Origin of the sequence: Kineosporia mesophila, from assembly GCF_021129235.1 — a bacterium.
Lineage (GTDB): Bacteria > Actinomycetota > Actinomycetes > Actinomycetales > Kineosporiaceae > Kineosporia > Kineosporia mesophila.
The window spans coordinates 137345-149539 of sequence record NZ_JAJOMA010000008.1; the positions used below are offsets into that span (position 1 = coordinate 137345).

The 12195-nt window shown below is 70.1% G+C and carries 12 protein-coding genes; 10 read left to right on the forward strand and 2 right to left on the reverse strand.

The window, feature by feature from the left end; translation table 11 throughout:
- Window positions 1-202: 202 nt before the first annotated feature.
- The 5 genes from LR393_RS13460 (at window position 203) to LR393_RS13480 (ending at window position 5330) form a co-directional block, all read left to right on the forward strand.
- Window positions 203-1285, forward strand: a complete 1083-nt coding sequence (locus LR393_RS13460; protein WP_407937316.1) for a FecCD family ABC transporter permease — start codon at window positions 203-205, stop codon at window positions 1283-1285.
- Window positions 1282-2337: a FecCD family ABC transporter permease gene (locus tag LR393_RS13465; protein WP_231484215.1), complete on the forward strand. Its 1056-nt coding sequence runs from the start codon at window positions 1282-1284 to the stop codon at window positions 2335-2337. Before LR393_RS13460 ends, LR393_RS13465 begins: the two co-directional genes overlap by 4 nt.
- A gap of 4 nt (window positions 2338-2341) precedes the next feature.
- On the forward strand, window positions 2342-3160 hold the full coding sequence (locus LR393_RS13470; protein ID WP_331282943.1) for an ABC transporter ATP-binding protein: 819 nt from the start codon (window positions 2342-2344) through the stop codon (window positions 3158-3160).
- Between the two features lie 37 nt (window positions 3161-3197).
- Window positions 3198-4214, forward strand: coding sequence for an iron-siderophore ABC transporter substrate-binding protein (locus LR393_RS13475; RefSeq protein WP_231484216.1), 1017 nt, complete (start codon window positions 3198-3200; stop codon window positions 4212-4214).
- A gap of 105 nt (window positions 4215-4319) precedes the next feature.
- Window positions 4320-5330: an iron-siderophore ABC transporter substrate-binding protein gene (locus LR393_RS13480; RefSeq protein WP_231484217.1), complete on the forward strand. Its 1011-nt coding sequence runs from the start codon at window positions 4320-4322 to the stop codon at window positions 5328-5330.
- 53 nt (window positions 5331-5383) lie between these two features.
- On the opposite strand, the gene LR393_RS13485 is transcribed toward LR393_RS13480, so the two are convergent.
- The gene (locus LR393_RS13485; RefSeq protein WP_231484218.1) at window positions 5384-7024 is read right to left on the reverse strand and encodes a MinD/ParA family ATP-binding protein; all 1641 of its coding nucleotides are present in this window, start codon (window positions 7022-7024) and stop codon (window positions 5384-5386) included.
- 278 nt (window positions 7025-7302) lie between these two features.
- Between LR393_RS13485 and LR393_RS13490 the strand changes: the two genes are divergently transcribed.
- Window positions 7303-8292, forward strand: coding sequence for a pirin family protein (locus LR393_RS13490; RefSeq protein ID WP_231484219.1), 990 nt, complete (start codon window positions 7303-7305; stop codon window positions 8290-8292).
- 249 nt (window positions 8293-8541) lie between these two features.
- The gene (locus tag LR393_RS36390) at window positions 8542-9138 is read left to right on the forward strand and encodes an acyltransferase (protein ID WP_231484220.1); all 597 of its coding nucleotides are present in this window, start codon (window positions 8542-8544) and stop codon (window positions 9136-9138) included.
- On the opposite strand, the gene LR393_RS13500 is transcribed toward LR393_RS36390, so the two are convergent.
- Entirely contained in the window at window positions 9130-9984 is an 855-nt protein-coding gene (locus LR393_RS13500) for a helix-turn-helix transcriptional regulator (protein WP_231484221.1), read from the reverse strand. The two genes, LR393_RS36390 and LR393_RS13500, sit on opposite strands and share 9 nt — an antisense overlap.
- Before the next feature lie 156 nt (window positions 9985-10140).
- Here LR393_RS13500 and LR393_RS13505 point away from each other — a divergent pair, with 156 nt between their 5' ends.
- From LR393_RS13505 to LR393_RS13515, 3 genes are all read left to right on the forward strand, one after another.
- A complete protein-coding gene (locus tag LR393_RS13505) occupies window positions 10141-10977 on the forward strand; it encodes an SDR family NAD(P)-dependent oxidoreductase (RefSeq protein ID WP_231484222.1) in 837 nt (278 codons plus the stop codon).
- Between the two features lie 139 nt (window positions 10978-11116).
- Window positions 11117-11776 (forward strand): HAD family hydrolase, encoded by a 660-nt coding sequence (locus LR393_RS13510; protein WP_231484223.1) that lies wholly within the window; start codon window positions 11117-11119, stop codon window positions 11774-11776.
- Window positions 11777-11864: 88 nt separating this feature from the next.
- On the forward strand, window positions 11865-12152 hold the full coding sequence (locus LR393_RS13515; RefSeq protein ID WP_231484224.1) for a site-specific integrase: 288 nt from the start codon (window positions 11865-11867) through the stop codon (window positions 12150-12152).
- Window positions 12153-12195 lie beyond the last annotated feature (43 nt).

The following is a 12195-nucleotide window of genomic DNA, read 5'->3' on the forward strand; positions in this document are numbered from 1 at the left end:
GACCGAGACGCGTCCGTGTCCCCTTGCCCTTCTGCGATCAGGCAAACTTCCCCGGAGTTCTAGAACGCCGGGGAAGTTTTGCATGATCACGGAGGAAGTGAGGGGCGGTCCGGCGGTCTCGTTCCGGGGGGTGAGCCGGGCCGCGGCGCATGGGCGCCGATCAACACTTCTGTCCTAGGTGTTAGGGTCCCCTTACTTTCCCCTGACAGGAGTGCTGGTGACGCCCGCCATCGACGCGCCGCCGGGCGAGCAGCCCGCCACTCGTCGGCAACCTCCTGCCCGCGTGCGTACGTCCACGGGTCTGGCGGGTGTGCTGGGGCTTCTCGTGCTCCTGGTCGTGTCGATCACGCTCAGCCTGGTCGTCGGGTCCGGCCACGTCCCACTGAGCGACGTCTGGAACGGCGTGTTCAGCCCCGACCGCTCGGTCGAGGGGCAGCTGATCATGCGGGAGCTGCGGATCCCGCGCACCGTGGCCGGGCTGCTGGCCGGGGTCGCGCTGGGACTGGCCGGGGCCGTGATCCAGGGCGTCACCCGCAACCCGCTGGCCGACCCGGGCCTGCTCGGCATCAACGCCGGGGCCTCGGCCGCGGTGGTGTTCGCCATCGGCTGGCTCGGCATCACGGCCGCCAACGGCTACATCTGGTTCGGCTTCCTCGGGGCCGCGGTGGCCGCCACCCTGGTCTACGGGGTCGGGTCGCTCGGCCGGGAGGGCGCCACCCCGGTCAAGCTGGCGCTGGCCGGGCAGGCGACGAGCGCCGCGCTGATCGCCCTGACCACGGCGATGCTGCTGAAAGACACCGAGACCTACGACCGCTACCGGTTCTGGCAGGTCGGGTCGCTGACCGGCCGCGACGCCGAGGTGATCGCGCAGGCCGCGCCCTTCGTCGGGATCGGTGTGCTGCTCGCGCTGGCGCTCGGCCCGCAGCTCAACGCCCTGGCCCTGGGTGACGACGTGGCGCGCGGCCTGGGCCAGAAGGTCGGCCTGATCCGGGTGATCAGCGCGGTCGCCGTGGTGCTGCTCACCGGCGCGGCCACCGTGATCGCCGGGCCGATCGCGTTCGTCGGCCTGGTCGTCCCGCACGCCGCCCGGATGCTGGCCGGGGCCGACTACCGCTGGCTGCTCGTGCACTGCCTGTTGCTGGCGCCCTCGCTGTTGCTGGTCTCCGACGTCATCGGCCGGCTGATCGCCCGGCCGGGCGAGCTCCAGGTCGGCATCGTCACGGCCGCGGTCGGGGCCGTCCCGTTCGTCATCCTGGTCCGGCGGCGGAAGATGGCTGAGCTGTGAGCCTCACGACCGCCACGACCGCGGAGCAGATCCGCGCCGTGCACCAGGCCCGGCACACCGGCCGCGGCCGCGAGGTCGTCGTCACCACGATCCTGCTCGTGGCCATCCTGGCGGCCTTCGCGCTGAGCCTGTCGATCGGCGACTTCGCGGTGCCGATCCCCGACGTCCTGGGGGCCCTGGTCGGCCGGGGCGACACCGGTACGCACTTCATCATCATCGAGCTGCGGCTGCCCCGCGCCCTGACCGCCGTCTGCGTCGGGCTCGCGCTCGGCCTGGCGGGTGCCGTCTTCCAGGCCCTGCTGCGGAATCCGCTGGCCAGCCCGGACATGATCGGCGTGACCCAGGGGGCCAGCGTCGGCGCGGTCCTGGCCTCGATCACCTTCGGGATCAGCGGGATCGCGCTCTCCTTCGCGGCCCTGGCCGGTGCCGTGGTCACCTCGACCCTGATCTATGCCCTGGCCTGGCAGCGCGGGGTCGCCGGGTACCGGCTCATCCTGGTCGGCATCGGGGTGGCCGGTGCCCTCTCCTCGATCGTCTCCTACCTGCTGACGAGTTCCGACGTGACGGTGTCTCAAGACGCCCTGGTCTGGCTCACCGGATCGCTGAACGGGTCGTCGCTGGAACAGTTCTGGCCGCTGCTGGGGGCCCTGGTGGTGCTCCTGCCGCTGACCGCGCTGGCGTCGCTGACGCTGCCCGTGCTGCAACTGGGTGACGACACCGCGGCCGGTCTCGGCGTGCCGGTCGAGCGCAGCCGCCGGGCGCTGCTCGGCTGCGCGGTCGGCCTGACCGGCGTCGCCGTCGCGGCCGCCGGGCCGGTGGCGTTCGTGGCGTTCGTGGCCGGGCCGGTGGCCCGTCGCCTGCTGCCCACCAAGGGCGCGGCGCTGGTGCAGGCGGCCCTGATCGGTGCGCTCCTGATGCTGGTGGCGGACTTCGCCGCGCAGCACCTGCTCTGGTCCTCGCAGTTCCCGGTGGGGGTGGTCACCAGCCTGATCGGTGCCCCGTACCTGCTCTGGCTGCTGTCCCGGGCCAACCGGATCGGCAAGGGTGGATGAACAAGTGACGGACGGACACACGCTCACCGCGCGGGACCTGCACCTGGGGTACGAGGGCCACGAGGTGGTGACCGGGCTCAACCTCGAGGTCCCGCCCGGCCGGGTGACGATGATCGTCGGCCCGAACGCCTGCGGAAAGTCCACCACCCTGCGCTCGATGGCCCGTCTGCTCGCCCCCACCTCGGGTGCGATCCTGCTGGACGGAAAGGACATTCAGCAGACTCCGACCAAAGAGGTGGCCAGTCTGCTCGGCATCCTGCCGCAGACCCCGGTGGCTCCCGACGGCATCGTCGTCAGCGATCTGGTCGGCCGTGGCCGCTACCCGCACCAGGGCTGGCTGCGCCGGTGGACGACGGAGGACGACGAGGCGGTCGCCGAGGCGATGCGCGCGACCAGCGTGCTGGAACTGGCTGCCCGGCCGGTCGATTCCCTCTCCGGCGGGCAGCGCCAGCGGGTCTGGATCGCCATGGCGCTGGCCCAGCGCACCGACCTGCTGCTGCTCGACGAGCCCACCACCTACCTCGACGTGGCGCACCAGCTCGAGGTTCTCGACCTGCTGATCGACCTGAACGCCACCCGGGGCACGACCGTCGTGGTGGTGCTGCACGACCTGAATCTGGCCTGCCGGTACGCGGACCATCTGGTCGCGATGCGGGACGGGAAGGTGATGGCGGAGGGGAACCCGACCGAGGTGGTCAGCGCCGAGCTGATCGGCGAGATCTTCGGGATGCGGTGTTCCATTGTGCCGGACCCGATCTCGGGAACCCCGATGATCGTGCCGATCGGGCGGCACCGGGCCGGGGTCACCGTTACCGAAGCGTGAAGACGGTGCTTACTTAGGCAATGCTAAGCTAACTAACATGAGTTCCCTACTGCCCCGGCGGCGCTCAGTACGCACCGCCGTCATCGCCCTTGCCGCCGCGGCAATGGCGACTGCCCTGACCGCCTGTGGTGACTCCGATTCCGGCGCCTCCTCGGAAGCCTCGGGAACCTCGGCCACGAGCGCCTTCCCGGCCACCGTCGCGACCAAGTTCGGCGACGTGAAGATCGACGCCAAGCCCGCGCGGGTCGTCGCGCTCGGCTGGTCCGACGCCGAGACTGCGCTCGCCCTGGGCGTTCAGCCCGTCGGCGCCAGCGACTGGCTGGGCTTCGGCGGCGAGGGCGTCGGCCCGTGGGCCCAGGGGCAGTACACCAAGGCTCCCGAGCTCATCGGCACGATGGAGCCCGAGTTCGAGAAGATCGCGGCCCTCAAACCCGACCTGATCCTCGACGTCCGCTCCAGTGGTGACCAGAAGCGGTACGACACGCTCAGCAAGATCGCGCCGACCGTGGGCGTTCCCGAGGGTGGCGACAACTACCTCACCACGTGGGAGCAGCAGACCACGATGATCTCCGAGGCGCTCGGCGTGCCGGACGAGGGCAAGAAGCTCATCTCCGACACCGACGCCGAGTTCACGAAGTACGCCGATGAGAACCCCGACTTCAAGGGCAGGACGATCACGGTCGGCTCGAAGACCAGCGAGGGCTACGGTGCCTACCTGACCGGTGACGCCCGGGTCGACTTCGTCGAGAAGCTCGGCTTCGAGAACAACCCGACCGTGCAGAAGCAGGCCGGTGACAGCTTCTTCATCAGTGTCTCGGGCGAGAACCTGAAGCAGCTCGACGCCGACGCGGTGCTGATGATGCCGATCTTCATCGACGCCAAGGAGATCACCGACGACGCGCTGTTCAAGGCGGTCCCGGCGGTGAAGGCGGGCCACGACGTCGTCATCGACGACACGAACATCAGTAACGCGTTCTCGGCCGGTACCCCGGCCGCGACGACTTACGCCCTGGAAAAGGTTGTGCCGCTGCTGAAGACGGCCCTCGGGTCCTGACCTACAACGAAAGCCCCTGTCCACCGCCCGGTCCCGGGGTGGGAGGCAGGGGCTTTCGTGTGCCCACCCGTAATCAACGACTTAGGCAATGCTAAGCTAACTTTCATGCGTTTCAACCTGTTTCGACGGCGTTCTGCTCGTATCGCCGCCGTTGCCCTGGCCGGCCTGGCGCTGACCACTCTCTCGGCCTGCGGTGACTCCTCGTCCACCGCCGACACCGCGAAATCCTCTGCCAGCGGCGCGTTCCCGGCCACCGTCGCGACCAAGTTCGGCGACGTGACGATCGAGTCCAAGCCCGAGCGGGTCGTCGCCCTCGGCTGGTCCGATGCCGAGACCGCGCTCGCCCTGGGCGTTCAGCCTGTCGGCGCCAGCGACTGGCTGGCCTTCGGCGGCGAGGGCGTCGGCCCGTGGGCCCAGGGGCGCTACACCCAGGCGCCCGAGATCATCGGCACCCTCGAGCCGGAGTACGAGAAGATCGCGGCCCTCAAGCCCGACCTGATCCTCGACGTGAAGTCCAGCGGCGACCAGGAGCGGTACGACACGCTCAGCAAGATCGCCCCGACCGTGGGCGTCCCCGAGGGCGCGGAGGCCTACCTGACCTCGTGGGAAGACCAGACCACGATGATCGCAACGGCTCTCGGTGAGAAGGAGAAGGGCGAGAAGCTCATCTCCGACATCACCGCGGAGTACCAGAAGTACGCCGACGCGAACCCGGAGTTCGCCGGCAAGACCATCACGGTCGGCTCGCGGACCAGCGAGGGCTGGGGCGCCTACGTCAAGGGCAACGGCCGCGTCACCTTCGCCGAGATGCTCGGGTTCACCATCAACCCGAAGGTCCAGGAGAAGGCCGAGCCGGGCACGTTCTCGGTCAAGGTCTCCGAGGAGAACCTCACGATGCTCGACGCCGACCTGGTGGTGATGCTGCCGATCTACATCGACGCGAAGGAGATCAGCGACAACGCCTTGTTCACGGCGGTTCCCGCGGTGAAGGCCGGTCACAGCGTCGTCATCGACGACGCGGACATCCGGCTGGCCTTCTCCGCCGAGTCACCGCTGTCGATCGGCTACGCGCTCGAGCACGTGGTGCCGCTGTTCAAGGCTGCCCTCGCGCAGTAGACGGCACGCGAAAAGCCCCGGCCCACGCACGGGCCGGGGCTTTCTGCGGCGTTCTACAGACCGTCGGCGATCGCGGCGGTGACCTTCAGCCAGGCCGTACGGCTGGCGGGGGAGAGCGCGTCGTACGTGATCGGGCCACCGGAGACCAGGGCCGGGTCGTGGGGCACGTCCAGCACGGTCCGGGTCAGGTTGTTGAAGTGGTCGTGCAGCCGGTCGTGCAGGGCCGGTTCCGGCTTCTTGCCGGGGGCGCTCAGCACCGTGACCGCGTTGTGCACGAGCTCTTCCTTGCCCGCGGCGCGCAGGCCGTCGGCGAGCCAGGCGGCGGAGGCGGCGGTGTCCTCGCGGATGGTCGAGACGATCACCAGCTGGTCGGCCGAGTTCACGGCGGCCTGCCAGTTCGAGGCGCGCATGTTGTTGCCGGTGTCGACCACGAGCACCCGGTAGAACCGCGAAAGGGCCTTGTGTAGCTGGTCGAACGCGGCGTCGTCGATGCTCGCGGCCGAGGCGGCGTCCTCGTCACTGGCCAGCACGTCGAACTGGGCGCTGCCCTGCGACCGCACGTAGTTGTCGAGATCGCCGACGCGGGAAGACCTCACGTCGGTGAACCGGTCCAGGTCGCGGAGCAGGTCGACGGCCGTGTTGGTGTGCCGGGCCGGGTTCGCGCGCCAGCCGAGCGTGCCCCGGGTCTCGTTGTTGTCCCAGGCCAGGGTGTAACCGCCGCGGTGCATGCCGAACGTCGAGGCGATCAGCAGCGAGGCGGTGGTCTTGTGGGCCCCGCCCTTGGGGTTCACCACGACGACCGTCTTCGGGCCGCGCAGGCTGCGCTGCACCGAGTTCACGGCCTCGCGGTACTCCAGCTCCCGGCTGTTCGGGGTGGGGGAGATCAGGCCGCCGCTGACGCGCCGCACCAGGGCCTGCCAGCCGTACGTGGCCGGGCCGTTGGGAGCGGGGGGACGCGTGGCGAGCAGGTCGGGGAGGGTCGGCTTCGGCTGCGGCACACCAAGTTCCTTGGCTGTCTGGTTGGTGGCGGACGGGATCGGCACGGCACCGGTGGGCGGGGTGTTCGGGGTCACGGGGGTGGGAGGCACCGCCATGGTGGTGGCCTCGGGGTCCACGGGGCGTACGGACGAGGTGGCCGGTGCCGGTGTCGGCGCAACGGCCGGCGCGGGAGTGGGCGCGGCCGTGATCTTCGGGGGAGCCATGACCGTCGGGGAGGTCGCGGCCTGCGTCACCGTGACGGTGTCGGTCTCGGCCGGATCGGCGGAGCCACCGAGCGCCTCACTGCCGGCGGTGCGGGCGCCGAGGGCGTCACGCAGCGGGCCGTGCTTGGAGCGACCGAGTTTCGGGCGCCGGGCGGAGCCGGGCAGGGGGCCGGGGGCGACCTGTTCCCAGGAGCGGGCGGTGCTGTTGGCCGGCTGCTCGTCGAGCGGCAGCACGCGGCCGTCGGGGTGCACGACCAGCTGCGAGCGGCCTTCGGGGTCAATGGTCTCGACCCGCAGCGGCCGGCCGAGGCCCGCCGTCTGCACACTGAGGTGCTCGAGCACGGCGGCCCGGGCGCGGGCGACGTCGCCTCCGCCGCTGAGCACGGTGCGCGGGGAACCGTTGATCGTGACTTCGGCCGTGCCGTCCTCGGAGATGTTGGCGCTGACCTTGGGCCAGTCCGGCACGGCGCCGTACGGGTCGGTGTTGCTCACGCGGCTGCCTTTCTAGGTGCGGGGTGAAGGCGCGCTCAAGGGCGCCGGCCGATCTTCTGATGATCAACCAGACTGAAACGATCGGGCATCACGGAAGATACGGCACAAGTCAACTGATAGTCACGAAAGCGCTAAAACGTGACACAAATGTATGGCATTCGAAGAGGTCAACAAGTCAATGAATGGCCGAAGTGTGCAGGATCGCGAGCGGTTTGTCAGCCGTGATCATGCGCACTTCTGATCGACGGGGTTTTTCCGGGCGTGCCTACTCTTTGCCGGTGAGCAATGTGGAGGACCGGTCCGACGCGGTGGTCTGTGAGAACACGCCGGCTCCCGGCATCGAGGTGCTCGGGCCCCGCGACGTGCCCCTGGGCGGCCCGCGGGCCCTGTCGGTGCGCCGCACGCTGCCGCAGCGCCGGCGTTCGCTGATCGGGCCCTGGTGCTTCCTCGACCACTACGGCCCCGACGACGTCGAGGCGACCGGTGGGATGCGGGTGGCGCGGCACCCGCACACCGGGCTGGCCACGGTGAGCTGGCTGTTCACCGGTGAGATCGACCACGTCGACTCGGCCGGGTTCGCGGCCCGGGTCCGGCCCGGCGAGGTGAATCTGATGGTCGCCGGGCACGGCATCTCGCACCAGGAGATCTCCACCCCGGCCACGCGCACGCTGCACGGTGCCCAGCTCTGGTACGCGCTGCCCGACGCCACCCGCGACATGGCCCCGACGTTCCACCACTACGCGCCCGAGCCGATCGTCGACAACGAGACCGAGATCCGGGTGTTCCTGGGATCGCTCGCGGGCAGTGTCTCGCCGGTGCCGGCCTACACCGGGCCCGTGCTCGGGGCCGAGATCCAGCTGCCCGCCGGGGTCCATCTGGATCTTGACCTGCAGCCCGGTCTCGAGCACGGGGTGCTGGCCGACGGGGGATCGGTGACCGTCGACGGAACGGACATGGCACCCGACCATCTGGCCTACCTCCCACCCGGCCGGGAGCGGGTCCGGTTGCTGGCGGGTGCAGTGCCGGTGCGCCTGCTGCTCATCGGCGGCGAACCCCTGGGGGAGCAGATCGTGATGTGGTGGAACTTCGTCGGCCGCGACCACGACGAGATCGCGGCCTACCGGGCCGCCTGGCAGGCCGAGATCGAAGCCGGGCCGGGGCTTTCCGGCAACGCCGGGGAGAAGCGCTTCGGCGACTTCCCGGCCGGGCAGCCCGCGCCCCTGCCCGCACCCGTCCTGCCTCCCCTGAGGCTCCGACCGCGTGGTTGAACACTGCGTGACCGGGGCGGGTACGCGTCCTCAATCAGGGATGTCCGGAACCGGATTCCGGTGACCGGCCGTGAATGACAGGCAACGGTCAGTCAACCTCAAAGGTCTTTCCGCACTACGGGAATCGGGTGGAGCAGCGAGGCATCGGAGTGAGACCCCGGGCGACTGTGGTTTGCGTGTGCAAGACTCCGTTGCTCAAGGAAAAGAAAAATCCTTTTCGTGACGAAGCAGGACAGGACACCGACTCACGTGGCAGAGCTTCAACTCGAGGTCCAGGGCGAGAACCACGACATCCAGATCTCCCCGGAGGCGCGCCTGGCCGGCTCCAAGATCAAGGTGCGGGACAACGGTGGTCCCTGCTCCGTGCACATCGGCGCGGGCGTGACCGGCAAGTGGAGCCTCTCGGTCTCCGGCGGGTCGAAGATCGTCATCGGCGAGAAGTCGACCTGTGAGAGCGCCATGATCGTCGCCCACGGTGCCGACATCGTGATCGGCGAGGACTGCATGTTCTCGTTCTCGGTGGAGATCCGCGCGACCGACACCCACGCGATCTACGACATCGACTCCGGCGACCGCATCAACCCGGACAAGCCGATCAGCATCGGTGACCACGTGTGGCTGGGCAAGCAGGTGATGATCCTCAAGGGCGCGAACGTCGGCGCCGGCAGCATCATCGGCGCCCGCGCGGTGGTCTCCGGAACGGTGCCGCCGTTGTCGGTGGCCGCCGGCGTCCCGGCCCGGATCGTGCGCCAGAACGTGGTCTGGACCCGCCGCATCGGCAAGGGCCGGCTCGACCTCGACCCGGCCGCGATGGCGATCGTGGAGAGCGTGCGCGAGTCAGCCTGAGACGTCGATACCCTCGCGGGGGCGGTCGAGCAGCGTCAGCAACCTCAGGTTGTCGGCCGAACTGCTACCGGGATCGGTGCTGTAGACGAACATCGTCTGGCCGGCATCGCCCGGCAGCGTCAGGGCCTCGAAATGCAGAGTGATGGGCCCCACCTCGGGATGCGTCAGGCGCTTGATGCCGAACGTGCGCTCGTGCACCCGGTGATCGCCCCAGGCCGCCCGGAACGGCGCGCTCTTGTTGGTCAGTTCGCCGACCAGATCGTTCAGCGCCCGATCGTCGGGATGCCGCCCGGCATCGAGCCGTAACGTGCCGACCGCGTCGGCCGCCACCGTGTCCCACTCCGTGAACCGTTCCCGCGCCACCGGATCGAGCAGCACCCAGCGGGTGTAGTTGCGCTCGCGGGCCGGTAGCCGTCGCCAGTCCGTGAACAGCGCGGTGGCGAGGGTGTTCGCCGCCAGCACGTCGGTGCGCCGGCCCAGGATCAGCACCGGGTGGTCCACCATCGACGCCATCATCTGCAGCAGCGCGGGGCGCACCCGCTGCGCCGGTCCGGCGGAGGAACCGCGGGCGGGCCGGGCCAGGTCGATCAGATGGGCCCGGGACGCGTCGTCCAGCTGCAGGGCCCGGGCCAGGGCCTCGACCACCGCCTCGGACGGGCTGTTGTGCCGCCCCTGTTCCAGGCGCGTGTAGTAGTCCACGCTCACCCCGGCCAGCTGCGCGACCTCCTCGCGGCGCAGCCCCCGCACCCGCCGGGGCGAGAGACTCGCGCCCAGCCCGGCCTCTTCGGGCGAGAGCCCGGAGCGGCACGTGCGCAGGAACTCGCCGAGGTCGGTGCGTGCAGCCATGCCTCCATGGTCGCCGTCGAAGGGCCGCAAGCCAAACCCCTGAGGGGGGTATGGCGTTCCCCGGCAGCGCAGGGCCGGGTACCTGCTGGTGGGGCGGCCGCGCGGTGGCGAGTCTGGATGACGTACCGAACACCGCCCCTCGCAAGGAGAAACACCATGTCCACCTGGTTCGTCACCGGCACTTCCCGCGGACTCGGCCTCGATCTGGTCCGCCAGCTGCTGGAGCGCGGCGAGAACGTGGCCGCGACCACCCGTTCGGCCCAGCGGCTCGGTGAGGCCCTGGGCGGTTCCGGCGAATGGCCGCGCCTGCTGGTGCTGGAGGTCGACCTCGCCGACGAGCAGCAGGTCACCCGGGCCGTGGGCGCCACCCACGACCGGTTCGGCGGCCTCGACGTCGTCGTCAACAACGCCGGCTACGGATTCCTCGGCGCGGTCGAGGAGGTCAGCGACGCCGAGGTCCGGAAGATGTTCGACGTCCAGATCTTCGGGGTCTGGAACGTGCTGCGCGCCGTGCTGCCCGCGATGCGTGAGGCGGGGCGGGGACACATCGTCAACGTCTCCTCGATCCTCGGTCTCACCGCCTTCCCCGGCTGGGGGCTGTACGTCGCCGGGAAGTACGCGCTGGAGGGCCTGACCGAGTCGCTGGCCGCCGAGGTGGCCGGGTTCGGCATCACGGTCAACCTGGTCGAGCCCGGCTACATGCGCACCGACTTCCTGCGTCCGGTCTCGCTCGGCCTGCCCTCGCAGGAGAGCACCGGCTACCCGGCGATCCGCGAGATGACGCAGCAGCACCTGGCCATGCCCGGCACCCAGCTCGGCGACCCGGCCAAGGCCGCCACCGCGATCATCGAGGTCGCCACCCGGGACGACGCGCCCCTGCACCAGCTGCTCGGCTCCGACTCCCTCGGCCTGGCCGACGCCCGGATCGAGGCCCTGCGGGCCGATGTGGAGGCGAGCCGGGCGCTCGGGGTCACCACCGACATCCAGGATTGAGGACGAGGCACCGGCCGGGTCGCTCGGGTGCCCCGTCCCCGGTGGGATGGAGGACGAGGCACCTGGCCGATCGGTCAGGTGCCCCTCCCGCGGTGGGTCTGGAGACGCGGCCCGTCCCGGGCCTGATTAGCGTGACGGCATGGCCGACACTGCGATTTTCGACGTCGACGGAACCCTGGTCGACACCAACTACCAGCACACCCTGGCCTGGTACCGGGCTTTTCGCCGTCATGACCTGACCCTGCCGCTGTGGCGGCTGCACCGGGCGATCGGGATGGGCGGAGACAAATTGGTCGCCGCCGTGGCCGGTGACGACGTGGAGAAGTCGATCGGCGACGACCTGCGCACCGCCTGGGAGCGCGAGTTCGAGGCCATGATCGACGAGATCCGGCCCTTCGACGGGGTGCGGGAGCTGCTGACCGAGGTGAAGGACCGGGGATTCACCCTGGTGCTGGCCAGTTCGGGGAAGGGCAAGCACGTCGAGCACTTCCTCGACCTGTTCGGCGGCCGGTCGCTGGCCGACGGCTGGACCACCTCCGAAGACGCTGAGCAGAGCAAGCCCGCGCCCGACCTGGTGCAGGTCGCCCTGGAGAAGGCCGGGGGCACGCGCGGGGTGATGGTGGGTGACTCGACCTGGGACGTGATCGCGGCCGGGAAGGCCGGGATCGAGACCGTGGCGGTCCGCACGGGCGGCTTCTCCGAACAGGAACTGCGGGAGGCCGGGGCCGTCTCCACGCACGACTCACTGGTCGATCTGCGCCGGAACCTGGACGAAACGCCGCTGGGCCGCGCGGACTGAAACGCCGCTCGGAATAAGGTCTTCGACCGGCGGCAGTACCTCTACCACTCTGCGTGGCGGCGACATCGGCGAGTACGTGAAGGAGGTGGTGTCGCACGACGTCCCGGCCAAGGACTTCCGCACCCGGCACGCCACGGTGCTCGCGGTCGTCGCCTTCGCCGGCCGGGACGCGCCGTCCGCGCCGTCCGCGCCGTCCGCGCCGACCGCGCTGAAGAAGTCGGTGGCCGCGGTGATGCGGGAGGTGTCGGGGGAGCTCGGGAAGACCCCGGCCGGGCACCGCGCGTCGGACGTCGATCCGCGCGTGATCAAGGGCTTTGAAGAGGGTGTGACGATCCGGGCGGCCCGGCGCCGGCTCCGCCGCTCTTCCTCTCCGTGACGAGGCGAAACCTCCCCCGTCGTCCTGTTGTCGAGGTGCGCCC